The sequence below is a fragment of the Aeromonas piscicola genome (assembly GCF_000820005.1).
GTDB classification, from domain to species: domain Bacteria; phylum Pseudomonadota; class Gammaproteobacteria; order Enterobacterales; family Aeromonadaceae; genus Aeromonas; species Aeromonas piscicola.
On the sequence record NZ_CDBL01000053.1, the window covers coordinates 7,684 to 32,501 of the forward strand.

General features: G+C 61.7%; 25 protein-coding genes. 14 read left to right on the forward strand and 11 right to left on the reverse strand.

Translation table 11 applies throughout. From position 1 onward, the window contains the following. Positions 1-233: 233 nt before the first annotated feature. Both BN1128_RS13015 and BN1128_RS13020 read left to right on the forward strand, forming a co-directional pair. A complete protein-coding gene (locus BN1128_RS13015) occupies positions 234-647 on the forward strand; it encodes an SMR family transporter (RefSeq protein ID WP_065403763.1) in 414 nt (137 codons plus the stop codon). Beyond that, positions 635-955 (forward strand): SMR family transporter, encoded by a 321-nt coding sequence (locus BN1128_RS13020; protein WP_042869414.1) that lies wholly within the window; start codon positions 635-637, stop codon positions 953-955. The genes BN1128_RS13015 and BN1128_RS13020 overlap by 13 nt, the downstream gene beginning before the upstream one ends. A gap of 82 nt (positions 956-1,037) precedes the next feature. Here the strand turns inward: BN1128_RS13020 and gloA2 are convergent, their stop codons facing one another. The 3 genes from gloA2 to hrpB form a co-directional block, all read right to left on the reverse strand. Further along, on the reverse strand, positions 1,038-1,439 hold the full coding sequence (gene gloA2 / locus BN1128_RS13025; protein WP_042869416.1) for an SMU1112c/YaeR family gloxylase I-like metalloprotein: 402 nt from the start codon (positions 1,437-1,439) through the stop codon (positions 1,038-1,040). A 45-nt stretch (positions 1,440-1,484) separates the two neighbouring features. After that, a complete protein-coding gene (gene mrcB, locus BN1128_RS13030; RefSeq protein WP_042869417.1) occupies positions 1,485-3,800 on the reverse strand; it encodes a penicillin-binding protein 1B in 2,316 nt (771 codons plus the stop codon). Between the two features lie 147 nt (positions 3,801-3,947). Next, positions 3,948-6,407 carry an ATP-dependent helicase HrpB gene (hrpB, locus tag BN1128_RS13035; RefSeq protein ID WP_042869419.1) on the reverse strand — a complete coding sequence of 820 codons (2,460 nt, stop codon included), beginning with the start codon at positions 6,405-6,407 and terminating at the stop codon, positions 3,948-3,950. Positions 6,408-6,563: 156 nt separating this feature from the next. Here hrpB and thpR point away from each other — a divergent pair, with 156 nt between their 5' ends. From thpR to BN1128_RS13085, 10 genes are all read left to right on the forward strand, one after another. Continuing rightward, positions 6,564-7,091 carry an RNA 2',3'-cyclic phosphodiesterase gene (gene thpR / locus BN1128_RS13040; protein WP_042869421.1) on the forward strand — a complete coding sequence of 176 codons (528 nt, stop codon included), beginning with the start codon at positions 6,564-6,566 and terminating at the stop codon, positions 7,089-7,091. Positions 7,092-7,137: 46 nt separating this feature from the next. Beyond that, positions 7,138-7,881: a DNA/RNA nuclease SfsA gene (sfsA, locus tag BN1128_RS13045; RefSeq protein WP_042869423.1), complete on the forward strand. Its 744-nt coding sequence runs from the start codon at positions 7,138-7,140 to the stop codon at positions 7,879-7,881. A 119-nt stretch (positions 7,882-8,000) separates the two neighbouring features. Beyond that, positions 8,001-8,450: an RNA polymerase-binding protein DksA gene (gene dksA, locus BN1128_RS13050; RefSeq protein ID WP_033137830.1), complete on the forward strand. Its 450-nt coding sequence runs from the start codon at positions 8,001-8,003 to the stop codon at positions 8,448-8,450. A 113-nt stretch (positions 8,451-8,563) separates the two neighbouring features. Further along, positions 8,564-9,499 carry a tRNA glutamyl-Q(34) synthetase GluQRS gene (gene gluQRS / locus BN1128_RS13055; RefSeq protein ID WP_042869427.1) on the forward strand — a complete coding sequence of 312 codons (936 nt, stop codon included), beginning with the start codon at positions 8,564-8,566 and terminating at the stop codon, positions 9,497-9,499. A gap of 133 nt (positions 9,500-9,632) precedes the next feature. Continuing rightward, a complete protein-coding gene (gene pcnB, locus BN1128_RS13060; protein ID WP_042869538.1) occupies positions 9,633-11,108 on the forward strand; it encodes a polynucleotide adenylyltransferase PcnB in 1,476 nt (491 codons plus the stop codon). Positions 11,109-11,119: 11 nt separating this feature from the next. Then, entirely contained in the window at positions 11,120-11,626 is a 507-nt protein-coding gene (gene folK / locus BN1128_RS13065) for a 2-amino-4-hydroxy-6-hydroxymethyldihydropteridine diphosphokinase (protein ID WP_042869540.1), read from the forward strand. A 63-nt stretch (positions 11,627-11,689) separates the two neighbouring features. Continuing rightward, positions 11,690-12,484 (forward strand): 3-methyl-2-oxobutanoate hydroxymethyltransferase, encoded by a 795-nt coding sequence (panB, locus tag BN1128_RS13070; protein ID WP_042869429.1) that lies wholly within the window; start codon positions 11,690-11,692, stop codon positions 12,482-12,484. 106 nt (positions 12,485-12,590) lie between these two features. Further along, positions 12,591-13,448, forward strand: a complete 858-nt coding sequence (gene panC, locus BN1128_RS13075; protein ID WP_042869431.1) for a pantoate--beta-alanine ligase — start codon at positions 12,591-12,593, stop codon at positions 13,446-13,448. Positions 13,449-13,472: 24 nt separating this feature from the next. Further along, positions 13,473-13,823, forward strand: coding sequence for a putative quinol monooxygenase (locus tag BN1128_RS13080; protein ID WP_042869432.1), 351 nt, complete (start codon positions 13,473-13,475; stop codon positions 13,821-13,823). A gap of 144 nt (positions 13,824-13,967) precedes the next feature. After that, complete coding sequence (locus tag BN1128_RS13085; RefSeq protein ID WP_042869434.1) at positions 13,968-15,314, forward strand: cation:dicarboxylate symporter family transporter; 1,347 nt, start codon at positions 13,968-13,970, stop codon at positions 15,312-15,314. A 107-nt stretch (positions 15,315-15,421) separates the two neighbouring features. Here BN1128_RS13085 and BN1128_RS13090 read toward each other — a convergent pair whose 3' ends face one another. From BN1128_RS13090 to BN1128_RS13100, 3 genes are all read right to left on the reverse strand, one after another. Further along, positions 15,422-15,949 carry a rhodanese-like domain-containing protein gene (locus BN1128_RS13090; protein ID WP_042869436.1) on the reverse strand — a complete coding sequence of 176 codons (528 nt, stop codon included), beginning with the start codon at positions 15,947-15,949 and terminating at the stop codon, positions 15,422-15,424. Positions 15,950-15,953: 4 nt separating this feature from the next. Further along, entirely contained in the window at positions 15,954-16,373 is a 420-nt protein-coding gene (locus BN1128_RS13095; protein WP_042869438.1) for a MauE/DoxX family redox-associated membrane protein, read from the reverse strand. A 121-nt stretch (positions 16,374-16,494) separates the two neighbouring features. After that, a complete protein-coding gene (locus BN1128_RS13100; RefSeq protein ID WP_042869440.1) occupies positions 16,495-16,902 on the reverse strand; it encodes a type III secretion system chaperone family protein in 408 nt (135 codons plus the stop codon). Between the two features lie 245 nt (positions 16,903-17,147). Between BN1128_RS13100 and BN1128_RS13105 the strand changes: the two genes are divergently transcribed. Further along, positions 17,148-19,250 (forward strand): hypothetical protein, encoded by a 2,103-nt coding sequence (locus BN1128_RS13105; protein ID WP_042869442.1) that lies wholly within the window; start codon positions 17,148-17,150, stop codon positions 19,248-19,250. A gap of 109 nt (positions 19,251-19,359) precedes the next feature. Here BN1128_RS13105 and BN1128_RS13110 read toward each other — a convergent pair whose 3' ends face one another. The 3 genes from BN1128_RS13110 to hpt all read right to left on the reverse strand — a co-directional run bounded on the left by BN1128_RS13110 (position 19,360) and on the right by hpt (position 21,690). Further along, a complete protein-coding gene (locus tag BN1128_RS13110) occupies positions 19,360-20,133 on the reverse strand; it encodes an ABC transporter permease (RefSeq protein WP_042869444.1) in 774 nt (257 codons plus the stop codon). Next, entirely contained in the window at positions 20,130-21,047 is a 918-nt protein-coding gene (locus BN1128_RS13115) for an ABC transporter ATP-binding protein (protein ID WP_042869446.1), read from the reverse strand. The genes BN1128_RS13110 and BN1128_RS13115 overlap by 4 nt, the downstream gene beginning before the upstream one ends. A 112-nt stretch (positions 21,048-21,159) precedes the next feature. Then, on the reverse strand, positions 21,160-21,690 hold the full coding sequence (gene hpt / locus BN1128_RS13120; RefSeq protein WP_042869448.1) for a hypoxanthine phosphoribosyltransferase: 531 nt from the start codon (positions 21,688-21,690) through the stop codon (positions 21,160-21,162). A gap of 200 nt (positions 21,691-21,890) precedes the next feature. Here hpt and BN1128_RS13125 point away from each other — a divergent pair, with 200 nt between their 5' ends. Next, positions 21,891-22,505, forward strand: a complete 615-nt coding sequence (locus tag BN1128_RS13125) for a TetR/AcrR family transcriptional regulator (protein WP_042869451.1) — start codon at positions 21,891-21,893, stop codon at positions 22,503-22,505. Positions 22,506-22,625: 120 nt separating this feature from the next. Here the strand turns inward: BN1128_RS13125 and BN1128_RS13130 are convergent, their stop codons facing one another. After that, positions 22,626-23,237, reverse strand: coding sequence for a flavin prenyltransferase UbiX (locus BN1128_RS13130; protein ID WP_042869453.1), 612 nt, complete (start codon positions 23,235-23,237; stop codon positions 22,626-22,628). Next, positions 23,234-24,604: a UDP-N-acetylmuramate:L-alanyl-gamma-D-glutamyl-meso-diaminopimelate ligase gene (mpl, locus tag BN1128_RS13135; protein ID WP_042869455.1), complete on the reverse strand. Its 1,371-nt coding sequence runs from the start codon at positions 24,602-24,604 to the stop codon at positions 23,234-23,236. The genes BN1128_RS13130 and mpl overlap by 4 nt, the downstream gene beginning before the upstream one ends. Positions 24,605-24,818 lie beyond the last annotated feature (214 nt).

Below are 24,818 nucleotides of genomic sequence, written 5' to 3' on the forward strand. Positions count from 1 at the left end.
CAATACGGCGCGCCGTATTGGCGATGGAGCCGCTGCTGGCGGACTCGACAAAGAGTTGTATCTGATAAAGCTTCATGACCGGGGCCGATGACGGAGGATCCTATATTCACATTACCTCGCCCCTCCTCGGCAAGGCAAACCTTCAGCATCTGAATAGTCGACGCTCAGCGATTGCTGCACCCGGTCGCACTGCGGCTATCATCTTCCTCGTCGTAGCCACAGAAGGAAATTTTATGTTATTCAGTCGCATGCTCTTAGCTCGCATGTTTTTGACCGGCGCCATCCTGACCGAGGTGGCTGGCACCTCCAGCATGGCCCTGATCCCGGAAAACGAGGCCGGATGGCTCAACTATCTGCCGATGTGGATCCTCATCTCTTTCTCGTATCTGCTGCTGGCCAAAGCCGCCAAAACAATCTCCATTGGTATTGCGTTTGCACTGTGGGAAGGCTTGGGGATCGGCCTGATCACCCTGGTCTCCATCCTGTTTCTGGGTTACGACATAGGCACCCAGGAGCTGATAGGTCTGGTGCTGGCAATAGTGGGTATTGTTATGGTGACAATGGGTGAAACCCACGATGAGCCGGTTGCCCGCCCACGTGGCACGGCCAACCTGAGCAAGATAGAGGAGGCCACATGCACCCGTTGATTATCGTGCTCGGCGCGGCCTTGCTGGATATAGGCGCCAACATGGCGATCAACCGCTCGGTGGGTTTCCGCTACAAGGGCTGGGGTTTTCTCGGCATCCTGCTGGTGCTTTGCGCCTTTACCCTGCTCTCGGAAGCCGTGAGCACCGGCAAGATTGACCTGGCTGTCGCCTATGCCACCTGGGGTGCCATCGGCATTCTCGGTACCGCGCTCGGTGGCCTGCTGCTGTTTGGCGAGCGCCTCAAGCCCATCGGCTGGGTCGGCATGGTGGTGATGGCCGTTGCGGTGGCGCTGCTGACCACGGCTTGATCCCCTCCTCTCACACAATAAAAAAAGCCGCCCGGTTCGCCGGGCGGCTTTTTTGCGAATGGCAACAGGCTGCCAAGCTGAGTTAACGGGCCGTTTCGTACAGCTCCAGCGGCAGACCATCGGGGTCGGCGAAGAAGGTGAAGCGCTTGCCGGTCAGTTCATCCACCCGCACCGGCTCCACCTCAATCTGATGGATCTGCAGATGCCGGATGACGCGGTCGAGCTCGCTGACCCGGAAGGCCAGGTGGCGCAGACCGCAGGCCTCCGGTCTCGAGGGACGCGCGGGAGGTGCCGGGAAGCTGAACAGCTCCAGCTGGCTGCCATCGGGCAGGCCCAGATCCAGCTTCCAGGATTGACGTGCCTCGCGCAGGGTTTCAGCAATGATGGGCAGTCCCAGCACCTGGTGATAGAAGTGGCGCGAGCGGTCATAGTCGCTGGCGATGATGGCCACATGATGGATGGCGTCAAACAATGGGAAAGTCATATGCACTCCACGCAAACGGGCAGCCAGGGCTGCCCGTTTCGTCTATCAGTTGAAGAAGCCGCCGAACCAGTCATCCAGCGCGCTGCGCGGTGAAGGGCTGCCACAGCTCATGGGCTCAGCCAGCCCGGCCAGTTTGGCCGGCACCTGCAGGCTGCCCGGACAGTCGCTGACCACGCGGGATCCGCTGGCGCGGGAAAAGTTGGCCCAGCTCACCCCTTGCGGCATCTTCAGCGCCAGGCTGTTGACGCCGCGCTGGCTCATGTAGCCACTGAACAACTGCAAGGCGCCGCTGGACCCCGTCAGCCCTGCGGACGTGTTGTCGTCACGGCCCACCCAGATACTGACCAGCTCGTTGTTGTCCAGTCCGGCAAACCAGGAGTCGCGCAGCTCGTTGGTGGTGCCCGTCTTGGCCGCCATGGTGGCGCCGGGGAACTTGGCATTCAGCGCGCGGGCCGTGCCCTGGCTCACCGTCTTGGTCATGGCAAACAGGGTCAGCCAGCTGGCTTGCTCGTCGGTGACCCGCTTGGCGGTCTGATCATGCTGATAGAGAGTGCTGCCATCGCTGTTGACCACGGCGCGGATCGCCGACAGCGGCTGGGTCAGCCCCTGGTTGGCGATGGGCAGGTACATCTGGTTCACCTCCATGGGAGACAGGGCCACGGCCCCCAGCACCAGCGACGGATAGGGCTGGATCTCCTGCTCGACCCCCAGCTTGTGCAAGGTATCCACCACCTTGTCCAGCCCCACCTGCAGACCCAGATTGACGGTCGGCACGTTGAGGGAGCTGGCCAGCGCATCCATCAGCGGTACGCTCTGGCGGAACTTTCGATCATAGTTCTGCGGCGTCCAGATCTGGCCATCCTTGCCACGGATGCGGATCGGCTGATCCTTGAGCGGGCTCGCCAGGGTCAGGCCGTTGGAGAGGCCGGTCAGGTAGACGGCCGGCTTGACCAGGGAACCAATCTGGCGACGGGCATCCAGCGCCCGGTTGAAGCCGGCGTAGCGGGGATCCCGCCCCCCCACCAGCGCAACCACTTCGCCCTTGTGCCAGTCGGAGACCACCATGGCCGCTTCCAGCCTCTTCTTGCCGCGCTGCTTCTCGATGAGCGTCAGGCCCGATGCCACCGCCTGCTCGGCGGCGTGCTGGGCGATGGGATCCAAGCTGGTGAAGATCTTGAGACCGGACTGCTTGAGCAGATCGGCACCGAAACGGCTCTGGATCTCGCGCTTGAGCAGCCCCATGAAGGCCGGGGTGCGGCCATAGCTCATCTGGCCACGGGTGATGATGCCAAGCGGCTGCTTGCTGGCGAGTTCGTACTCGGCCGGCTGCAGGCTGCCGTGATCCATCAGCAGCTTGAGCACCAGATCACGCCGGGTCTTGGCCCGCTCGGGGAAGCGCCAGGGATCGTAATAGGAAGGTCCCTTCACCAATCCCACCAGCAAAGCCACCTGATCGATATCCAGCTCGTTGACCGGAATGCCGAAGTAGAAATAGGAGGCGAGCCCGAAACCGTACACCCCTTGCGAGAAGTTCTGCCCCAGATAGACCTCGTTGAGGTAGGCCTCCAGGATCTCGTCCTTGCTGTAGCGATAGTCGATCAGCACCGCCATGTAGGCTTCCTGCAGCTTGCGCCACAGGCTGCGTTCGCGGGTCAGGAAGAAGTTCTTGGCCAACTGCTGAGTGAGGGTACTGCCCCCCTGCACGGTGCGACCGGCCAGCACGTTGGCCGCCATGGCGCGCAGTATGGCCACCGGCGAAACGCCGCCGTGCTGGTAGAAGTCGCGATCTTCGGTGGTGAGCAGGGTCACCAGCAGGCTGTCGGGCACCTCGGCGATGCGCACCAGCAGGCGATCCTCCCGATCCTCGGTGTTGAGGCGGTCGAGCAGCACAGGGTCCATCTGGGCGTAGCCAAGCTGGCGCTGGTTCTCCAGCGACTGGATCCCCTCCAGCCGCGCGCCGTTGAAGGTAAGGCGCAGGCCGCGGGCACCGTCGGCGCCATCGTGGAAGGCGAACGGGCGGCGGATCAACTCGATGCGGTTGCCGTTGATCGCATACTCGCCCGGCGTGTGAGGCTGGCGCACCTGCTTGTAGCTCAGCATGTTGAGCTCACGCAGCATCTGGGTCTGGGAGAGGCGCTGACTGGGGTAGAGCTCCAGCGGACGGCTGTAGACCATCACCGGCAGTTGCCACTTCTCGCCATCGAAGCGCTCGCGCACCTTGGTATCCAGGTAGATGCCAAACACCACCATGAAGGCGGCCACCACCAGGGAGAGCTTGAAGCCAAGCCAGAACAGCTTGCGCCAGATGGTGCGTTTGGGCGCCACCTTCTTGGGTGCGCGCTTGCGTCGTTGCGTTGCCATGAATCCTCTTTGCTATTCGTTATGTCGCCATCGCGGGCGTAATCATTATCTCATTGGTCTTGGCGAGCGCCGCAGGCTGATTAACCGCGCAGCGCCCTAGTCGAACGGTCGTGATCCACAGGTTCGCTCAGGCTGCGCCAATCACAGCTAGATGCCCATCTTCTTCTTGGTCACCCGGGTCGGCATCGCCTCCAGCGGGTTGTCCGGCCAGTAGTGACGGGGATAACGCCCCTTCATCTCTTTTTTTACCAGCTCGTAGGAACCGGCCCAGAAGGCGGCGAGATCGGCGGTGATCTGCAGCGGCCGCTGGGCCGGCGAGAGCAGCTCCACCACCAGCGCTACCCGGCCGTCGGCCACGCACGGGGTCGTGCCTTGCCCGAACATCTCCTGAATGCGCACCGGGATCACAGGTGCCTGACCCGGCTGATAGCGAATGCGCACCCGGCTGCCGGTCGGCGCCGTGAAGTGGCTCGGCAACGCCTCGTCCAGCCGTTTTGGCAGCGGCCAAGGCAGGGATTGACGCAGGATGTCGTTGAGGTTGAGCCGCTTCAGCTGCTCCAGCCGGGTCATGCCGCTCAGGGCAGGCAACAACCACTCTTCCAGCCGAGCCAGCAGACTTTCGTCGTCCATGGCGGGCCAGCCGTCATCTGGCAACCAGTCGCGGGCACAGCGCAGACGGGCCAGCAGCCCTTCGCTGTGCTCATCCCAGGGCAGCACATGCAACCCCTTGCGGCGGATCCCCTGCAGCAGACAGCGCCCCTTCTGCTCATCGGAGAGCTCGGTCAGCGGCCGCTGGCTCAGCACCAGCTCGCCGATCACCTGCTGGCGCTCGGCCCGCACCCGCTCCTCCCGCTCGTCCCAGTCGAACCACTGGCGCTCGCTTACCAGCTCCGGCAGCTGGCGCGCCAGCTCGTCCAACTCGACCGGTTCGGCGATGAAGATGCGACTGCCACGATCGTTTTGCCCCATCTCGATGGCAATCAGGGCCCCTTGCCCCTGGCATGGGTGACCTTCTACCAGATCGCAGCTCACCCCACCACTGAGTTGATAACGGCTGCCACTGCGCAACTTGCCGATCCTGTCCGGCCAGGCGAGGGCGCACAGCAGTCCCAGCCACTGCCCCTGTGCCTGACGTTGTGACGCGCCAGACCTGACACCGAGGCGCTCGAACCAGCGGGCCGCCCCCTGCCGCAGGGCGCCAAGCCGGCGGTGAAACAGCACGGAGAGACGTTCAGATCCTCGCAGATCTTCTTCCAGCAGCGCCACCAGGAAAGCGGCATCGGCGACAATCCCTGTCAGACCCTCGGCCTCCAGCGCGCGGGCCCGCAGCAGCATGCGCGCCAGCCGAGGGTGAGTGCCGAAGGCCGCCATGGCACGGCCAGCAGGGGTAAGTTGTTGCTCACCTTCGGGCGTCATGGCGCCCAGGCTGACCAGCAGCCGCTGGGCGCTGGCCACGGCGGCGGCGGGGGGCATGTCCAGCAGTGGCAGGCTCTCCACTTTGGCGCCCCACTGGGCGGCGTCCAGCAGCAGGCCGGTCAGCTCCTGCGTCAGTATGTCCGGCGGGCTCTGCTCGGCGAGACGCTCCTGCACCTCGCCGCTCCAAAGCCGGTAGCAGACGCCGGGACCGAGCCGGCCAGCGCGGCCCGCCCGCTGGGTAGCGGAAGCCCTGGCGATCTGGCGGGTCTCCAGCCGGGTGACGCCGCTTTTCAGATCAAAGCTGGCGCGCCGCTCCAGCCCGCTGTCGATGACCATGTGTATACCCTCTATGGTGAGGGAGGTCTCGGCCACATTGGTGGTGAGCACCAGCTTACGGTGGCCCGCAGGCGCCGGCTCGATGGCGGCCTGCTGCGCCGCTATGTCGAGACGGCCATAGAGCGGTGCGAGGCGCACGTCATCCGGCAACCGTCCCTCCAGCCACAGGGCAAGCCGCTCTATCTCCCCCTGCCCCGGCAGGAACACTAGGGCGCTGCCGACATGGCTGGCCAGCGCCTCCAGCACGACGGCGCCAACTTGCGGCTCCAGCCACTGCTGGCGATTGATGGGGCGATAGTGATAGTCGATGGGAAAGCCGCGCCCCTCGGAACGAATGACCGGGGCGTCCGGCAACAGGGCCTCGAGCGCCATGCCATCCAGGGTGGCGGACATGATGAGCAGCTTGAGATCGTCCCGCAACCCCTGCTGGCTCTCGATGGCAAAGGCCAGGGCGGTATCGGCGTGCAGGCTGCGCTCGTGGAACTCATCGAAGATGACGAGCGACACGCCCGCCAGCTCGGGATCCTGCTGCAGCATCCGGGTCAGCACCCCCTCGGTGACGATCTCGAGTCGGGTCCGGGCACTGGTGCGACTCTCACCCCTTACCCGCAGGCCGATGCGCTCGCCCACCGGCTCCCCCAGCTGTCGGGCCAGAAAACCCGCTATGTTGCGCGCCGCCAGACGCCGAGGCTCCAGCATGATGATGCGACCTGGCAGCCGATTCTGGCGGACCAGCTCCAGCGGCAGCAGGGTCGACTTGCCCGCGCCGGGCGGCGCCTGCAGGATCACGCTGGCATGACTGTCGATGGCGGCAAACAGCGCCGGCAACACGGACACTATGGGGAGTTGGGACAAAGCGACGAGCACCTTCTGTGATGACCTTAAAAACGGCGCCCATTCTGCCATAGCATCCGCCACCACCGTGAGCAGATGTCGCCAGCGAGACATGACCGCCACAGCTGCCATAGAATGGGGGCCATGTTATGAGCGTAAAAAGGCATCCTCACCAACATGGCCAAACTTTTCTTTGCCCTGCCTCTGCAACAGCTCGCCGCCGAGCTGATCGACTGGCGAGATCAACGCCCCTGGCCCGGCCAGCCGGTCCCCGCAGCGAACCTCCACCTGACGCTGGCCTTTCTCGGTGAAGCAGATCAGGTCACCACAGCCCGCCTGATAGCCGCCGCCGAGCGGCAGCACTGTCCGCCGCTGACCATCAGGCTGGATGAGACCGGCTGGTTCAGCCGTGCCAAGGCGGCCTGGGTGGGGCCGGGTGACTGGCCGAACGAGCTGAACGTACTGGCCAGGGCACTGCGTCGCCACGGCGAGAAGCTGGGGCTTGGCAACGGCGAGCAGGGCTATCGTCCCCACGTCACCCTGTCGCGCAAGGCGAGCGAGGCGCCCGACAGCTTGCCGGCGCCGGATTTTTTGCTGCATGCGGACCACTTCTGCCTCTATCAGTCGGTCACGACGCCGGACGGGGTTCGCTATGAACCGCTCGCCTGCTGGCCCCTGCGCGCCAGAGAGAAGATGGCATCGTGACAGTCTATCGCCCTCGCTTCCTGCCTATAAAAGAGAGAACAGCACCATGATTTTCGATCCCCCCCTGCAGTCCGGGCAGCTCATATCCCGCTACAAGCGCTTCCTGACCGATGTGCGGCTCGACAATGGCGAGGTGATCACCATTCACTGCGCCAATACCGGCGCCATGACCGGCTGCGCCGAGCCGGGCACCCGGGTCTGGTACTCCACCTCCGACAACCCCAAACGCAAGCTGCCCCACAGTTGGGAAATTGCCGAGAGCCCGGCGGGTCACTTCATCTGCGTCAACACGGCGCGTGCCAACCAGATCGCCCGCGAGCTGATCGAACAGGGGGCGCTGGCCCCGCTCGCCGGCTACGCCAGGCTGCGCACAGAAGTGAAATACGGCGAAGAGAACAGTCGCATCGATCTGCTGCTGGAGGATGACCACAGGCCCTCATGCTACATAGAAGTGAAATCCGTGACCCTGCTCGATGAGCGCGAGCAAGCCGGCATGGGCTACTTTCCCGACGCAGTCACCAGTCGTGGCGCCAAGCATTTGCGTGAATTGATGGCCATGAAGGCGGCAGGGCACAGAGCCGTGCTGCTATTTATGGTTTTGCACTCCGGAATAGTGAGAATGCGCCCTGCAGCACACATAGATCCGCACTATAGTCTGCTTATTGAGCAAGCGATTGCGGCAGGGGTTGAAATTTTATGCTATCGACCCCATGTTGGGGTGCAGAGCATGGTGGCCCAAGATTTTATCCCGTTTGAATCTTGTCACCTGCTACCCGAGGGCAGCGAATAAATGTTGGGATGGGTAACATAATTGGTACGGCTTGTTTGCCTACGCGTTACCCTTCTGCTATAGATGTCGCCCTCAATTTATGGATGGCACGGGTAGCGTGCTGAATTAGGAGACAGGGCATGCCAACAGGCGAAAACAGGAAATCTCTGGGCCCCCTGGCCATTGCGGGTGTGGCGCCTTACCAGGAAAAACCGGGTGAGGAGTACATGAATGACCAACAAAAGGCACATTTTCGCAAGATCCTGGGAGCCTGGCGCAACCAACTGATGCAGGAAGTTGACCGCACCGTTGACCACATGAAGGATGAGGCAGCCAACTTTCCGGATCCCGTGGATCGCGCCGCGCAAGAAGAAGAGTTCGCTCTTGAATTGCGTACCCGCGACCGTGAACGCAAGCTGATCAAGAAGATCGAGAAGACCTTGGTGCTGCTTGAAGACGATGACTTCGGTTACTGCGAGCATTGCGGTATCGAGATCGGTATCCGTCGTCTGGAAGCCCGTCCGACAGCCGACCTCTGTGTCGACTGCAAGACACTCGCTGAAATCAAGGAAAAACAGATGGCCGGTTGATACCGACCACTGGCATAACTGAAAAAAGGGAGCTCGCGGGCTCCCTTTTTTATTGAGCTTTTGGTCTGGGCGTCCCAGAATGCAGCCTCAATGAATCGCTTGCCCTGATTGCCATGCCCGTGAATACAGTCCCGTCGCCCCAGACTCGCTCCTATACAGGTCGCTTTGCCCCCTCCCCGTCAGGCCCGCTCCATTTTGGCTCCCTGATTGCGGCGCTCGGCAGTTTCTTGCAGGCCAGGGCGCAACAGGGACGTTGGCTGGTGCGGATCGAAGACATAGATCCGCCACGGGAGATGGCCGGTGCCGCCCCGCTCATACTGCAGACATTGGCGGCCCATGGCCTGGAGTGGGATGGGGAAGTGATGTACCAGAGCCGGCGTCATGGTCGTTATGACGAGATCATCGGGCAGCTCTATCAGGCTGGCGATCTCTACTGGTGCCGCTGTACCCGGCGCGAGATCATGGCGGGCGGCGGCTTGTACCACGGCCACTGTCGCGATCTTGGGCTCGGAGCCGAGGGATGCGCCGCCCGGCTGCGCCAGCACCATCCGGTCTACCATTTCGAGGATGGGTTGCAGGGCCACATTGCGGTTCCTGCGGCGCTGGCCGAAGAGGACTTCATCATACGCCGCCGGGATGGCCTCTACGCCTATAACCTAGCGGTGGTGGTGGACGACATGGACAGCGGCATCACAGAAATAGTGCGGGGTGCCGATCTGCTGGAGCCCACGGTGCGCCAGGTTGCCCTCTACCAGACGCTGGGGGCCAGCGTCCCCGCCTGGGTGCATCTGCCACTGGCGGTGCTGGCGGATGGCCACAAACTGTCTAAGCAGAACCATGCGCCGGCACTGACGCTGGACGAAGTCAGGCCGGCCCTGTGGCAGGCGTTGCACTTTCTCGGTCAATGTCCGCCCCCCGAGCTGATGGCGAGCCGCATTGACGAGATCATCGGCTGGGGCATTGCCCACTGGCGGCTCGACCGGGTTCCATCCAGAGAGAAGATCAGCCTGGAACAGGGATCACCGGGCTTTGCATTGAGTCAGGCCTGAGCGCGCTGACATGGAGAACACAATTTTTGTTTAGCCAAGCCTGAACTTTTTGAATGAACCACATCGTTTTTCATTTGGTCAGGCCTGAGCTATGATAGGCCGCTATTTTTTGGCCTCCCGTCAATTTGAAGTCATGAAGAGGTGTACCATTTTTTCCCAGATCGCAAACTTTTGCCGCAAGGTGCTCGGCAAGGAAGACGGCGAGCAGTCGGTGGAGTCTCCCATCCCAGCCCACGTAACCGGGCAACGCCGTACCTTAAGCCGTGACCAGCACCCCATCTCGCGCAAAGAGATCAGCGAGAATGCGCTCAAGGTGCTCTATCGCCTGAACAAGGGTGGCTATGATGCCTACCTGGTCGGCGGGGGTGTCCGGGATATACTGCTCGGGAAGACGCCAAAGGATTTCGACATCGCTACCAACGCGACGCCGGAGCAGATCAAGGCGCTGTTCAGCAACTGCCGCCTGATTGGCCGCCGCTTCCGCCTGGCCCACATCGTCTTTGGTCGTGACGTGATCGAAGTGGCCACCTTCCGGGGTCACCACCATCAGGTCAATACCAGCAAGCATGTGTCGGCCCAGTCTGATGAAGGCATGCTGCTGCGCGACAACGTCTACGGCACCATCGAAGAGGATGCCGAGCGTCGCGATTTCACCGTCAACGCCCTCTACTACAGTGCCAGGGATTTCACCCTGCACGATTTCGAGGGTGGCATCGAGGATCTCGCCCAGCGCAAGCTGGAGCTGATTGGCGACCCCGAGACCCGCTATCGCGAGGATCCGGTGCGCATGCTGCGCGCCGTGCGTTTCGCCGCCAAGCTGGACATGACCATAAGCCCGCGCAGTGCCGCCCCCATCAAGGAGCTGGCATCCCTGCTGCAGGACATCCCCGCCGCCCGCCTGTTTGAGGAGACCCTCAAGCTGTTCCTGGCTGGCGATGGCCTCGCGACCTACAAGCTGATGCGCGAATACGGGCTGTTCCAGCCGCTGTTCCCGCAGGTGGCCGCCCTGTTCACACCCCACGGTACCTCGCCGTTCGAGCAGTTCATCGAACTGGCGCTGCTCGATACCGACACCCGGGTGCGGGCAGACAAGCGGGTCACCCCGGCCTTCCTCTACGCCACTCTGCTGTGGGGTTGTGTCGAAGCCCGCGCCCGCGTGCTGGAAAACGAGAGCGGCCTGCCCTGGCACGACGCCTTCATGCTGGCCATCAACGAGGTGCTGGACAACCAGGTGCGGATCATCGCCGTACCGCGCCGTTTCACCACAGATGTGCGCGATATCTGGGCCCTGCAACAGCGACTGACCCGCCGTCAGGGTCGTCACCCAGAGCGGGCCATGGAGCACCCGAAATTCCGCGCAGCCTACGACTTCCTGTTGCTGCGCAACCGGGTCGAGCGCGGCCTCGGCGAGCTCGCCAGCTGGTGGGAGCGCTATGTGGAGTCCAATCCGGACGTGCGCCCGCAACTGCAACGGGAAGCGACCCGCCGCCCTGCTAGCAGCGAGCATGCCCAAGCCGGTGAACCCCGCAGCGGTGACGGCGAGAAACGTGATAGCAACAGTCGCAGCCGTCGTCGCCCGCGCCGTCGCAAACCGAAAACGGCGCAGTGACCACCAACGTCATGACGGAGGTCTTCGTTGCCATCGGCTCCAATCTGGCTGACCCGCTCGGCCAGGCTCGCCGCGCCGTCGTCGCACTGGCGGCGCTGCCGGAGTCCGAGTTGCAGCAGGCCTCCTCGTTTTACAGCAGCCGCCCCATGGGCCCTGCGGATCAGCCGGACTACGTCAATGTCGTGGTGCTGCTGAACACCCGGCTCGGCCCCTTGGCCTTGCTGGATCAACTGCAAAAAATCGAGCTGGAACAGGGACGTGTGCGCAAGGATGAACGTTGGGGCCCCAGAACCCTGGATCTCGATCTGCTACTCTATGGCGATCGGATCATCGGGCATGAGCGTCTCGTCGTTCCCCATTACGGCATGAAGGAGCGGGAGTTCGTGCTGCTGCCCCTTGCCGAGATTGCGCCCGCTCTGGTGCTGCCCTGCGGCACCCCGCTCGCACAACTGGTTGCCCGCTGCCCGCACAATGATCTTGCCATCATTGCTCCCGTGGCAGAACTTGGGAAACCCTGATGAGCAGAGCCATCAACGCCCTTGTGATCCTCACGGACACACGCGGCGAGTAGGAGCAACGTTATGAGCAAGATCACCACCGCCAGCCTGCTGAAGATGAAGCAGGAAGGGCAACGCATCACCGCCATCACCGCCTATGATGCCAGCTTCGCCAAGCTGTTCGACGACGAGGGCGCCCATGTGCTGCTCATCGGCGATTCGCTGGGCATGGTGCTGCAAGGGGGCCAGGACACGCTGGCGGTCAGCATGGATGAGATGGTCTATCACACCCGTTGTGTGGTGCGCGGCACCACCAATGCGCTGGTGGTGACCGACATGCCGTTCATGAGCTATGCCACCCCGGAACAGACCTACCAGAACGCCGCCCGGCTGATGGCCGCCGGTGCCCGCATGGTGAAGATGGAAGGAGGCGACTGGCTGTGTGACAGCATTCGCCACCTGACTCGCAATGGCGTGCCTGTCTGTGGCCACCTCGGCCTCACCCCGCAATCCGTTCATGTGTTTGGCGGTTTCAAGGTGCAGGGGCGCGACGAGTTCCAGGCCCAGGAGATCTACCGCCAGGCACTCTGCCTGCAGGAAGCCGGCATCCAGATGCTGGTGCTCGAGTGCGTGCCGGTCGCCCTGGCCGAGCGCATCACCAAGGCGCTGCGCATCCCGGTGATCGGCATAGGTGCCGGTCCCGCCACCGATGGCCAGATCCTGGTGATGCACGATGCCTTCGGCATCACCTCAGGTTACGTGCCCAAGTTCACCAAGAACTTCCTGGCCGAAACCGGTGACATGCATGCCGCCATCCGGCTCTATGTGCAACAGGTGAGCGAGGGCACCTTCCCCGGCCCCGAACACTGCTTCAACTGATCCGGCGGTATGGATGAGAACGGGGGCCCAGGCCCCCGTTTCGCCACCCCTTTCCCGCCGATGCAACCCGTTTTCTCTCTTTGATATTTCCGAAGGTGAACTGCCGATGTTGGTCGTTAACAATCCTGCCGCTCTGCGTGAACAGATCGGCCAATGGCGCCGTGAAGGGCGTACCATCGCATTCGTGCCCACCATGGGCAACCTGCATCAGGGTCACCTGACCCTGGTGAAAGAGGCGCACAGCCACGCCGATAAGGTGGTGGTCAGCATCTTCGTCAACCCGATGCAGTTCGACAAGGCCGAGGATCTCGTCAACTACCCGCGCACCCTGAAGCAGGATTGCGCTGCGCTGGAAGCAGCTGGCGTCGATCTGGTGTTCACCCCGACCCCGGAGATCATGTATCCGCAAGGGCTGGCCAGCCAGACCTTCGTCGAGGTGCCGGGCCTCTCCGGCCTGCTGGAAGGGGCGCTGCGCCCGGGTCATTTCCGTGGCGTCAGCACAGTTGTCACCAAGCTGTTCAATCTGGTACAGCCGGATGTGGCCTGTTTCGGCCAGAAGGATTACCAGCAGTTGGCGCTCATTCGCAAGATGGTGGCCGACATGGCCATGCCCATCGAGATCGTCGGCGTGCCCACGGTGCGGGCCGAGGACGGGCTGGCACTGTCGTCGCGCAACGGCTACCTGACTGCCGCCGAGCGGGCGCTGGCCCCCGAGCTGGCACGCACCATGAACTGGCTCGCCGGACAGATTGAAGCGGGGGATCACCACCTGCCCTCCCTGGTGGCACAGGCCAGCCAGCGCCTCGACAACGCAGGTTTCCGTACCGATGCCATCGACATCGTTGATGCCGCCACCCTCGAATCCGCCACTGACGAGAGCGCGCAGCTGGTGATCCTGATGGCCGCCTATCTCGGCAAGGCCCGCCTCATCGACAACCGAGTGGTCACGCTTCAGCAAGCCTGAATCAGCCACAACCAGGAGAGTCTCATGTCCAAGAAGGTTTATTGCATCGCCCAGTTCCTGCCGAAACCCGGTCAGGAGCAGGCCCTGTTTCAGGTGCTGCAGGCCCTCGAGCCCAATACCCTGCGCGAAGATGGCTGTCTGCAATATCGGGTGACCCGCCACATCGCCAGCCCCTTCGCCGAGGGGGAGAGTTTCCCTATCGTCTTCAACGAAATCTGGTGTGACATGGCCAGCTTCGAGGCCCACTGCCAGCGCGCCGAGATCACCGCGTTCTTCGAGCGTTACTGCCTGGCGGAAGATGGTTTGGCCGCCAAGTGGAACGTCTGCGTCTATAGTGACGAACCCGAACAGTACGACGCTCCCGTAAAGAAGTAATTCCCCCGGTTACCAGCGGACGCCCCATCGGGCGTCCGTTGCTTTTTCACGCCTGCAATTCGGCGTATTCCCCCGCGACCCTGCTCGCACCCTCTGTTTTCTCTCTCCACAATCGGCCCTGATGGCCGCTACAGGTGTTTATTTATGTTTACCTTGTTTGCTTCGTTGCTCTTCTGTCTGCTCTGTTTCGCCCTGACCCGGCTGCCCGCCACTGTGCCGTTGTCGCGCAAGGTGCTCGCTGGTCTGCTGCTTGGCGCCCTGTTCGGGCTGGCTCTGCAACTGGGGTGGGGCGCCGATGATGCCGGTGTCCAGCAGACTCTGGAGTGGGTCAATATCGTTGGTGGCGGCTATGTCAGCCTGCTCAAGGTGGTGATGATGCCGCTGGTGTTTACCTCCATTCTCTCCGCCATCAACAAGCTGGAGCAGGCCCAGTCCCTCGGCAAGATCAGCGCCGTGCTGATCGGCACCATGCTGACCCTGGTGATGATTGCCGGTGTGGTGGGGATGACTATCACCCACCTGAGCGGCCTCACCGCCGAGGGGCTGCTGAGCCATGGTAGCGACAGCGCCGCCCTGCAACAGAGCATGAGCACCATCGACAGTGCCCAGACGTTGCCTGCCCTGCTACTCTCGCTGGTGCCCACCAACTTTGCCGCCGATATGGCGGGTAGCCGCAGCCTCTCGGTGATCGGGGTGGTGATTTTCACCGTGCTGGCGGGGGTTGCTCTGCTCCAGATGAAAGCGGAGCACCCGGAGGCGGGGGCTCGCGCGGCCGTGGCCATCGATACCCTGCAACTGTGGGTGATGAAGATGGTGCGGGTGGTGATTGCGCTCACCCCCTATGGCGTGATGGCGCTGATCGCCCGGGTGGTGGCCCACTATCCGCTGAGCGAGATCCTCAGCCTGTTCGGCTTTATTCTGGTCTGCTACGTCGCCATTCTGGCGATGTTTGCGGTACACATGGTGATCTTGCTGCTGATCGGCCAGAACCCGCTGCACTATCTGCGCGAGGTGTGGGGCGTGCTCACCTTCGCTTTTGTCTCCCGCAGCAGCGCGGCTTCCATCCCGCTCAGCATCGAGACCCAGCAGCGCCTTGGGGTGCCCGCCAGCATCGCCAACTTTGCCGCCTCCTTTGGTGCCAATCTGGGGCAGAACGGCTGTGCCGGCATCTATCCGGCCATGATGGTGGCGATGATTGCCCCCATGCTCGGCATCAACCCGTTTGACCCGCTGTTCCTGCTGACCCTGCTGCCGGTCATCGCGCTCGGCTCCATCGGGGTGGCTGGTGTCGGCGGTGGCGGGACGTTCGCCGCGCTGATCGTGCTCTCCACCCTCAACTTCCCGATTGCGCTGGTGGGGGTGATGATCGCCATCGAGCCGCTGGTGGATATGGGTCGTACCGCCCTCAACGTCAACGGCTCCATCATGGCGGCAATGATCACCAAGCGGTTGCTGGGCAAACAGCAGCTGGCCCAAGTGGAGACGGCATAGACGCTGGAACAGCAGGCCGTCAGCTAACCCTGAGCGTTACGCAATATGAAAAAAGCCCGCAGTAGCGGGCTTTTTTCATATCGGCTGTGTTGCCTTGTGGACTGGGGTTACTCGGCAGAGACGGGGTAACCGGCCCCTTTCCAGGCGAAGATACCGCCCGGCACTCGATAGACCTGCTGATAGCCCTGAGTCACCGCCCAGGCGGCGGCGTTGTGGCTGCGACCGCACTTGACGAAACCGCAGTAGATCACCACGGGGCGGGTCTTGTCATCCCCCAGCAGCGCCTGGAACTGCTCAGGCGTGCCGCTCCCCTCCACGATCTGGCTCCAGTTGTCGCCGGACTTGGCCTCTTTCACGAAGACGAAGTTCTTGGCCCCCGGGATGTGCTCCTTCTTGAAGGAGTCCTCATAGGGCATGGTGTCGATGATCACCAGCGCCTCCCCCTTGTCCATCCGGATCTTCAGCTCGGCCACGGTCAACAACTGATAACCCCCCTGTTGGGCCTCCTGGGCAAGCTGCACCGCCGCCTGCTCCAGCTTGGTCTCCTGCTCGAACTGATTGTCACCGCAGCCACTCAGGGCAAAGCTGGCGGCGATCAGCGAGGCAACCAGGGTGCGGGATCGCAATCTCATCATGTCACTACTCCTTGCTAACGATTGAAACGGGACGGGAGCGTCGCAGCAGGGCGCCCGCGAGCGTCAGTAGCAGCAGATCCCGCAGTATGGCCTGTGGCAGCGAGCCAAGATCGGCACGGCCCAGACAGCCACAAGAGATGTCGAGCCCGATGGCGATGCCATAGCCCAGCACGGGGATGAACAATGCCAGCAGGGCAACCACCAGCCAGAGCCCCCAGCGCCGGTTTGCGATCACCGCCAGCCCGGCACAGAACTCAAGCACGATCAGCCCCCAGGCAACCGCCGGGATCAGCGACGACCAGACCAGGCTGAAGGCACCGATCTGCTCGACGAACAACGCCGGGGATGCCAGCTTGAAAACCGCCGAGGCCATGAAGAATCCCCCCAGGGCCAGATTGGCCAACATGCGCAGTAACGCAGGCATGTTCTACCTCTTTATAGAGAGGGGTAAATTCTAACAATTCCCGATTGAGCCGCAATGACTAAACCCATGCCGAACAAGATAAATCTCGATTTTGCGGGGCAGTGACCAGAATGGGGGGGCGCTAAACCCTGATGGTGGCAGTTGTGGAGGCGGGTTGCTGTGATTGTATCGATTGTTCCCGGTCGTGCTGGTGGGTCAGCAGTTCGGCAGCCAGCTCGATGGCCCGCTCGAGCAGTACCAGCAGGCTGTCGATCGTCAGGTGATCGAGCCACTCTCGGGCCCAGATCAGGGTCTCTCCCTGTTCGGTCTGATCCAGCAGGAAGGCCGGGTCGTCACCGAGGTGGTTGAGCAGGGGCGTGTTGGGCATGGCGTGGCCCGGTAACAGCAGATAGATCACCAGATGGCCCTCATCCTCTGCCAGCGTCAACACCAGCTCGTCGTTGATAGCCAAGGTGGTGGCGGTCTGTTCGGCCACCGGGAGCGGGAGTCCAAGTTGTGTGTACAGGGCGGTGATGAGTGCGTGATACATGGCCAAACCTCGGGCAGGGGGAGAGTGACACCCTATGTGGCAGATCGGTGGCTGCTTATCACTTATCGTCATTTTTTTATCGTTTTTGGTCGGAGGGGCAAGTGGTTGTGCCGAAACTGTGAACTGACAGACATCTTGTACGGGTCAGTCCGAATCCTAAAAAAGCGGGACCATCGCTGACAGGGTGGTAGGGGCGGGGGGCGTACGCTGGGGGTCTTCTCTCTCATCAGTGCAGGATCCTCGCCATGAAAATTGCCTCACCGGATATCGATGCCACCCGCCATCAGCCGCAAACCCCTGACGCGACAACACCGGCCACCGCTCGCCTTGGCAATGCCAGATTGCGGCTGCTGGATGCCGGTAACCGGGAGTTTGAAAAGGGGATCCGCCGTGGTGTTGGCCATCAACAGAGCCCGGAGCTCAAGGCGGTCAAGCAGGCGGTGCGGCATTATCAGGCCCAGCCAGCCCCTTCACTGGCCGGGCTGACGAAGATCGAGCAGGCGCTGCAGTTCTGGATCGACTCGGGCAAGAACCGCTCCCGTCAGCAGGATCCCGTATTGCAAAAACTGGTCGATGACATCGCCGCCCGCCGTCAGGCGTTGCAGCAGGGTGGCAAGTCCCCCTCATTCCAGCTGGCGTGGGTCTGCGACGAGCAGGGGCGGGTTAACCAGCCGGTCGAGAGTAACCAGCAGATCCGCCAGTGGTGCAGTGAGTTGGCTCGCCTGCAACAGGAGGGGGCCAACGACCTGTTTAAGCGGGAGCTGCAAGGGGGGCTCGATCTGATGTTCGGGGTGAGTGAGGGAATGATGGCGCGGCGGTTGGAGCGGGCACCGACCCGGGAGGAGGTCGCAGCGAGTCACGAGTGGCAGGTGTTCTGCGGCACCTTGCGTCAGGCGTTGCCCGCACTGGGCGAGCTCAAGCCACAAACCACCGCCGAGGAGAATGGCCGCGACATCCTGCTGACTCACAGCCAACTGCTGGAGATGAGCCACCTCAAGGAGGTACTGGCGCTCAGCCTGAGCCAAAAAGTGAGCCTACAGGGGGAAATAGGCCTGCTCAGAACCGAGCTGCTGACTGCGCTGGTGGACGGACTGGATGAGCCCTATCTGGCCAGGACAGAACGGGAGTCAGCCCTCTGGCTGGGTGAACAGAAGTCTGGAAAGAGCTATCAAACCGGGGTGCGGGCCGAGCTCAAGAGCCCGCAGACAACAACCAGCCAGGAGCTAAAACCCGGCCAGCCAGCCAACCAGAAGGCGTTCAGCGGGATGGGCCTGGTTAGTGCCAGTGCGCTGGTAGAGGCCTTCGCCAAGATCGAAATCGGCAAGTGGGAGGTAAACCGCGAGACCCCGATCGGCGAATTCTCCGCCAAAGCAACTCTGAGCCAGGAGAACAAGGCTAGTACCAAGGCTGAGCTGGTGATCAGCAAAGCGGAGGGATCGCTGGCCTTCAATCCCCCCCCCAAGCTCCTGAACGAGACTGAAGGTGAGCGCTACAAACCTGGCCCCCATGATCTGAGCCTGCTACGCATCGGTGCCAGCGCCGAGCTGGTGAGCAAACTTGGGCTATCGGTGGAGGGAAGCTGGACGATCGGCAACCTGCTCAATGCCAAGCTGACGGGCGCTGCCGAGGTGGGGGTCAATGCCAAGCTGGAGGCTGGGGCTACAGTGATCATGACCCCGGCGGGGCCCATGGCCAGCGTGACCGCCAGTGCATCAGCCTTTGCGGGGTTGAAAGCGGAGGGAAGTGCTCAGCTCAACCTGCTCAAGAGCCAATATGCCGATGCTTATAGCCTCTCGGCCAAGGTGCGTGCCTCTGCCAATCTGGGGATTGGTGCATCAGCCGGAGCCACCGCAGCCATCGGCCCTGAGGGTGCCAAGTTTCATACAACCCTCGGCGTAACACTGGGAGTCGGCTCCGATATTGGTTGGGAAGGAGGGGTCAACGCCATGGCTACCAAGGCCTATGCGCTGGAGCTGGCGGCCCGCGCCGTGACAAACTTTGACCAGAGCAAAGGGCAGTATCTCGATGGACTGGCGATGGCTGCAGGTACCGAGAGTCGTCTCAATGAGCTGACGCAGCGGATCGACGATCGTCTTGCTACCCTTGGTGCTGCGCTGGATGAGCTGCAACTGGCAGCCAGCGAGAATCGGATACGTCTGCAGGATAGCGTGACAGACCCCGATGTCGAAATCGGTCGCAGTGCCATGACTCAGGCCATAGATGATGCCTTCGGTCAGGATCGAACGGATGAACATGGCATCATCACCATCCCCGAGCGGGCGATAGAGCGTAACGACAAGCTGGAGCTCACAGCGCGTTTGCTGAAAGATCACCACATCAGAGTCTGATCTGCTGGCAAATAAAATAGATAAGGGCCCACTGATGGGCCCTTATCTTATTGCTTGCAGTGAGTACAGGGCAGCAGCTACAAATCTCAACTGAGCCCGACCAAATAATTCAGTGCCGCAGCCCGGTGCCGCGCGAGATGAGCCACCAGGCCAGACCGTAGAGGGCCACGATGAAGCCGATGATGATGAGGTAGGCGGTGCCGAGCGGCACGTCCGAGATGCCGAGGAAGCCGTAGCGGAACGCGTTCACCATGTAGATGATGGGGTTCACCTGGGAGACGCCCTGCCAGAAAGGGGGCAGCAGGCTGATGGAGTAGAATACCCCGCCCAGATAGGTGAGCGGCGTCAGCACGAAGGTGGGGATGATGCTGATGTCGTCGAAGGTCTTGGCAAACACGGCGTTGATCAGCCCCCCCAGCGAAAAGAGGATGGCGGTCAGCAGCACGGTGAAGCAGACACTGAACAGGTGGTGGATCTGCAGCGGCACGAAGAACAGCGACACCAGGGTGACGATGAGGCCGACGCAGAGGCCTCGGGCCACGCCGCCGCCCACGTAACCGGCGATGATGACGTAGTTGGGCACGGGCGCTACCAGCAGCTCCTCCACGTTGCGCTGGAACTTGGCGCTGAAGAAGGAGGAGGCGACGTTGGAGTAGGAGTTGGTGATCACCGACATCATGATGAGGCCGGGCACGATGAACTCCATGTAGCTGAAGCCACCCATGTCACCGATGCGCGAGCCGATGAGGTTGCCGAAGATGACAAAATAGAGGCTCATGGTGATGGCAGGCGGCACCAGGGTCTGGATCCAGATCCGGGTGAAGCGACTCACCTCCTTGGCCAGAATGCTCTTGAAGGCGATGTAATAAGTGGTCAGATTCATGCTTTTCTCCCCTCCTCGACCAGGCTGACGAACAGCTCTTCCAGCCGATTGGCCTTGTTGCGCATGCTCAGCACCTGCACCTGCTGGCCCGACAGCTGCTCGAACAGGCTGTTGAGAGACTGGCTCTTGTCCAGATCCACTTCTAGGGTGCGCTCGTCCTGCATGCGGCCGTTGAACTCGGGCACGTTCGGCACGGCGGAGCCGGGTGCCAGATCCAGCATGAAGGTCTCGCGGCTCAGCTTGCCGAGCAGCTTCTTCATGCTGGTGTTTTCAATCAGCCGCCCCTTGTCGATGATGCCTATGTTGCGGCACAACATCTCGGCCTCTTCCAGATAGTGAGTGGTGAGTATGATGGTGACCCCCTGCTCGTTGAGCTCTTTGAGGAAGGTCCACATGGAGCGGCGGATCTCGATATCCACCCCGGCGGTCGGTTCGTCCAGGATCAGCAGTCTGGGCTCGTGCATCAGGGCGCGGGCTATCATCAGCCGGCGCTTCATGCCGCCGGAGAGGGTGCGGGCCGGCATGTCACGCTTGTCCCACAGATCGAGCTGACGCAGGTACTTCTCGGCGCGGATCTTGGCTTCCGCCCTGGGCACGCCATAGAAACCGGCCTGATGAATGACGATCTGGCTCACCTTCTCGAACTGGCTGAAGTTGAACTCCTGCGGCACCAGGCCGAGCTGGGCCTTGGCTTGTTCCAGCTGGTTGTCTATGTCGTAGCCGAACACCTTCACTTTGCCGGCGCTCTTGTTCACCAGCGAGCTGATGATGCCTATGGTAGTGGACTTGCCTGCCCCATTGGGGCCGAGCAGAGCGAAGAAATCCCCCTGCTTGACGGTCAGATCTATGCCTTTAAGGGCTTCGACGCCCCCCTGATAGGTCTTTTTCAGGCCGCTGATTTCCAGTGCGTTCATTGCAACCCCTGTGATGGCGGATCCCATCTCGATACAGAAAAGGCGGCCGGGGCCGCCTTGCAGACAAAAAATGGCGCTTGGCCACCTCGCCCGTGATATTCCTGGACCTTGCTTACTCTTGCGGTACTACCTTGCCGATGAAGGGCAGATTGCGGTACTTCTGGGCGTAGTCGATACCACAACCCACCACGAATTCGTCAGGAATGGAGAAACCGATCCAGTCCACCGGCACCTGTACCTCGCGACGGGACGGTTTGTCCAGCAGGGTGCAGATGGCGAGGGATTTCGGCTCGCGCAGTGACAGAATTTCACGCACCTTGTTGAGGGTGTAGCCGGTGTCGATGATGTCTTCGACGATCAGTACGTCCTTGCCCTTGATGTCGTCATCCAGATCTTTGAGGATGCGAACGTCACGGGTACTGCGCATGCCGGAGCCATAGCTGGAGGCGGTCATAAAATCCAGGGTGACGGGCAGCGGGGTCTGGCGGCACAGATCGGCCAGGAAGACGCAGGAGCCACGCAGCAGGCCAATCATGACCACTTCGTCAGAACCCTGATAACGGGCGGTGATCTCTTCACCCAATTTGGCGATCCGGGCGGCTACTTCAGCCTCGGAGATCATCACCTCGACAGTGTGTTTCATCACTTACTCCCTCATGGCCAAGGGGGATTTGGCCGTTCATTAACGTCAAAACCGAGGATTCTACCATCCAAGCCGAGAGGCGTCAGGCATACGTGATGCTTTTATCGGCTTATTTTAATTGATAGAGTTAGCAGGCCCTCGGGCATTATCGGTGACAATACTATAAACACCATAATCAATAACTATTAGATGAAAAAACTATGGAACCACGCGCAGAAATAAGACGTCGAACCCGGCTTTCTCCGGAAGCTCGTCGCAATCAATTGATGGAATGTGCCATCGAGGTGTTCTCCCGTCGCGGCATAGGCCGTGCGGGTCACGCCGAGATAGCAGAACAGGCCAAAGTCTCGGTAGCTACCGTGTTCAACTATTTCAACACCCGTGAAGAGCTGGTGGATGAAGTGTTGGCCGAGATCGAACGTTTCGTTCACCAGATGCTGGAACAGGCCTATACCGGCCAGGGTCCGATCAACGACAGCATTCGCCGTCACGTGAAGCTGTTTGTCGATGCCGCCTACGATCAACCCGACCACGCCAGCATCTGGCTGGAGTGGAGTTCATCGGTGCGGGAAGAAGTCTGGCCCCGTTATGCCAAGCTGCTGGACAAGGTATTGGAGCGCATCGCGCCCCATTTGCAACGTGCCATGGATGCCGGTGAAATCCGGAGTGTGCTGTCCGCCCAGGACTTGGCTCGCTCCCTGACCGGTTTTGGTTACGTCATGATGCAGATGATCAATCAGCCACAACGCCCGTCACGGGAAGATGTGACCGATTTTCTGTTCAAGTACGTGACGGCCCCCATCCAGGCCGCATAACCCGCCTCGTGAATGACAAGCGGCGCCGGACTGTTCAGGTCGGCGCCGCTTTTGTTTGTCCGTTTGCTGCCGGTTCAGGCTCTGTCGCGAGCGATCGCCGGCAAGGTGATGCACCACAGGTCAGGAGTTGGCGTAACCCCAGCGACTGGTCAGCGCGTGCTCGACCCCGAGGTGATCCAGGATCCGCGCCACCATGAAGTCCACCAGATCCTCGATGCTTTTCGGCTCATGATAGAAACCGGGCGCGGCTGGCATTATGGTCACCCCGAGTCGCGCCAGTTTGAGCATGTTCTCCAGATGGATGGCGGAGAAGGGGCTCTCGCGGGGCACCAGGATCAACTGGCCCCGCTCCTTGATCACCACATCTGCCGCCCGCTCCAGCAGGTTGTCGGAGGCGCCGTTGGCGATGGCCGACACTGTGCCCATGGAGCAGGGGCAGACTACCATCTGCTTGGGCGCCGCCGACCCCGAGGCCACCGGCGAGAACCACTCCTCCTTGCCGCAGGCGACTATCTGACCTTCTTCAGCACCATATTGGCGACAGAGATAAGCCGATAGCTCCTTCGGTGAGCCCGGCCACTCCTGCTGCTGCTCGGTCTTGAGTACCACACGGGCGGCGGAGGAGGCCAGCAGATAGACTTGGTAGTCCGCCTGCACCAGACACTCAAGCAGGCGCAGGGCGTAGGGGGCGCCGGAGGCACCGGTCAGCGCCAGGGTGATCGTTTTTTTCATAGTTCGCCGTGGTAATCCTTGAGGCGGGCGATCAGCTTGTCATGAATGCCGCCGAAGCCGCCGTTGCTCATGATCAGAATATGGTCGCCATCGCGACTCTCGGCCACCAGCCGGTTGATCAGGGTCTCCAGATCGTTGAACACCTTGGCCGGTCGGCTCATGTGAGCTGTCACCTGGCCGAGATCCCAGCCGATATTGGGCGGCTGGAAAAAGAACACCTCGTCGGCACCGTCGAAGCAACCTGCCAGCTCTTCTTTGTGCACCCCCAGCTTCATGGTGTTGGAGCGCGGCTCCAGCACCGCCAGGATACGGGCTTTGCCCACCTTGGCGCGCAGACCGCCGAGGGTGGTCTCGATGGCGGTCGGGTGGTGGGCAAAATCATCATAGACGCTGATGCCAGCCACCTCGCCCTTGAGCTCCATCCGCCGCTTGGGAGATTTGAACTGACAGAGGGCGGCTATGCCGTGCTCCACCATGACACCGGCGTGACGGGCGGCGGCGATGGCCATCAGGCCGTTGTTGACGTTGTGCTCGCCGATGCACTCCCAGCGCACCTCGCCCTGCTTGCTCCCATCCAGCCACACCTCGAAGGCGGAGCCGTCGTCGGCCAGCTTGACCGCCTTCCACTTGGCATCGTCCTGACCCACCAGCTCGACTTCACTCCAGCAGCCCATCTTGCGCACCGCGGTGAGGTTGTCATCGGCCTGCGGGAACAGCACCCGGCCATTGCTCGGCACGGTACGCATCAGGTGGTGGAACTGGCGCTGGATGGCGGCCAGATCCGGGAATATATCCGCGTGGTCGAACTCCAGGTTGTTCATCACCAGGGTGCGCGGATGGTAGTGGACGAACTTGGAACGCTTGTCGAAGAAGGCGCAGTCATACTCGTCCGCCTCGATGACGAAGAAGGGGGCAGAGCCGAGACGGGCGGAAACCGGGAAGTTGCCCGGCACACCACCGATGAGGAAACCCGGCTCCAGCTTGGCGTATTCGAGCACCCAGGCCAGCATGCTGGCGGTGGTGGTCTTGCCATGGGTGCCCGCCACGGCCAGCACCCAGCGATCCTGCAGCACATGCTCCAGCAGCCACTGGGGGCCTGAGATGTAGGGCAGATTGCGGTCCAGCACATATTCAACACAGGGGTTGCCGCGGCTCATGGCGTTGCCAATCACCACCAGATCCGGTGCAGGATCGAGCTGGGAGGGGTCATAGCCTTCGGTCAGCTCTATGCCCTGTTGCTCGAGCTGGGTACTCATGGGGGGATAAACGTTGGCATCCGAGCCGGTGACTCGATAACCAAGCTGTTTTGCCAACACCGCCAGACCACCCATGAAGGTGCCGCAGATCCCGAGGATGTGAATGTGCATACCGCTGCCTTTTCCAGTAAAGGGAGTGCGCATTCTAGGGTCTGTTGAGGTTTGGTCGCAAGCCGCGGGCGTGACGAGACATCAATCGACCCAGACAAGCGGGCTGCCATTTGGCCGGCCCGGGCTGCACCGCATCAGCCAAGGCTGTCACCACGCCCTTGAAATATGGTCATTTGACGCGACATCGCTATAATATCGGCCTGCAAACTTGACT

Excerpts from the sequence above, each read along its gene's own strand:
- BN1128_RS13015 (WP_065403763.1), top strand. The coding sequence starts at position 234 with ATGTTATTCAGTCGCATGCTCTTAGCTCGCATGTTTTTGACCGGCGCC.
- BN1128_RS13020 (WP_042869414.1), top strand. The coding sequence starts at position 635 with ATGCACCCGTTGATTATCGTGCTCGGCGCGGCCTTGCTGGATATAGGC.
- gloA2 (WP_042869416.1), bottom strand. The coding sequence starts at position 1,439 with ATGACTTTCCCATTGTTTGACGCCATCCATCATGTGGCCATCATCGCC.
- mrcB (WP_042869417.1), bottom strand. The coding sequence starts at position 3,800 with ATGGCAACGCAACGACGCAAGCGCGCACCCAAGAAGGTGGCGCCCAAA.
- thpR (WP_042869421.1), top strand. The coding sequence starts at position 6,564 with ATGGCCAAACTTTTCTTTGCCCTGCCTCTGCAACAGCTCGCCGCCGAG.
- sfsA (WP_042869423.1), top strand. The coding sequence starts at position 7,138 with ATGATTTTCGATCCCCCCCTGCAGTCCGGGCAGCTCATATCCCGCTAC.
- dksA (WP_033137830.1), top strand. The coding sequence starts at position 8,001 with ATGCCAACAGGCGAAAACAGGAAATCTCTGGGCCCCCTGGCCATTGCG.
- gluQRS (WP_042869427.1), top strand. The coding sequence starts at position 8,564 with ATGCCCGTGAATACAGTCCCGTCGCCCCAGACTCGCTCCTATACAGGT.
- pcnB (WP_042869538.1), top strand. The coding sequence starts at position 9,633 with ATGAAGAGGTGTACCATTTTTTCCCAGATCGCAAACTTTTGCCGCAAG.
- folK (WP_042869540.1), top strand. The coding sequence starts at position 11,120 with ATGACGGAGGTCTTCGTTGCCATCGGCTCCAATCTGGCTGACCCGCTC.
- panB (WP_042869429.1), top strand. The coding sequence starts at position 11,690 with ATGAGCAAGATCACCACCGCCAGCCTGCTGAAGATGAAGCAGGAAGGG.
- panC (WP_042869431.1), top strand. The coding sequence starts at position 12,591 with ATGTTGGTCGTTAACAATCCTGCCGCTCTGCGTGAACAGATCGGCCAA.
- BN1128_RS13080 (WP_042869432.1), top strand. The coding sequence starts at position 13,473 with ATGTCCAAGAAGGTTTATTGCATCGCCCAGTTCCTGCCGAAACCCGGT.
- BN1128_RS13085 (WP_042869434.1), top strand. The coding sequence starts at position 13,968 with ATGTTTACCTTGTTTGCTTCGTTGCTCTTCTGTCTGCTCTGTTTCGCC.
- BN1128_RS13090 (WP_042869436.1), bottom strand. The coding sequence starts at position 15,949 with ATGATGAGATTGCGATCCCGCACCCTGGTTGCCTCGCTGATCGCCGCC.
- BN1128_RS13095 (WP_042869438.1), bottom strand. The coding sequence starts at position 16,373 with ATGCCTGCGTTACTGCGCATGTTGGCCAATCTGGCCCTGGGGGGATTC.
- BN1128_RS13100 (WP_042869440.1), bottom strand. The coding sequence starts at position 16,902 with ATGTATCACGCACTCATCACCGCCCTGTACACACAACTTGGACTCCCG.
- BN1128_RS13105 (WP_042869442.1), top strand. The coding sequence starts at position 17,148 with ATGAAAATTGCCTCACCGGATATCGATGCCACCCGCCATCAGCCGCAA.
- BN1128_RS13110 (WP_042869444.1), bottom strand. The coding sequence starts at position 20,133 with ATGAATCTGACCACTTATTACATCGCCTTCAAGAGCATTCTGGCCAAG.
- BN1128_RS13115 (WP_042869446.1), bottom strand. The coding sequence starts at position 21,047 with ATGAACGCACTGGAAATCAGCGGCCTGAAAAAGACCTATCAGGGGGGC.
- hpt (WP_042869448.1), bottom strand. The coding sequence starts at position 21,690 with ATGAAACACACTGTCGAGGTGATGATCTCCGAGGCTGAAGTAGCCGCC.
- BN1128_RS13125 (WP_042869451.1), top strand. The coding sequence starts at position 21,891 with ATGGAACCACGCGCAGAAATAAGACGTCGAACCCGGCTTTCTCCGGAA.
- BN1128_RS13130 (WP_042869453.1), bottom strand. The coding sequence starts at position 23,237 with ATGAAAAAAACGATCACCCTGGCGCTGACCGGTGCCTCCGGCGCCCCC.
- mpl (WP_042869455.1), bottom strand. The coding sequence starts at position 24,604 with ATGCACATTCACATCCTCGGGATCTGCGGCACCTTCATGGGTGGTCTG.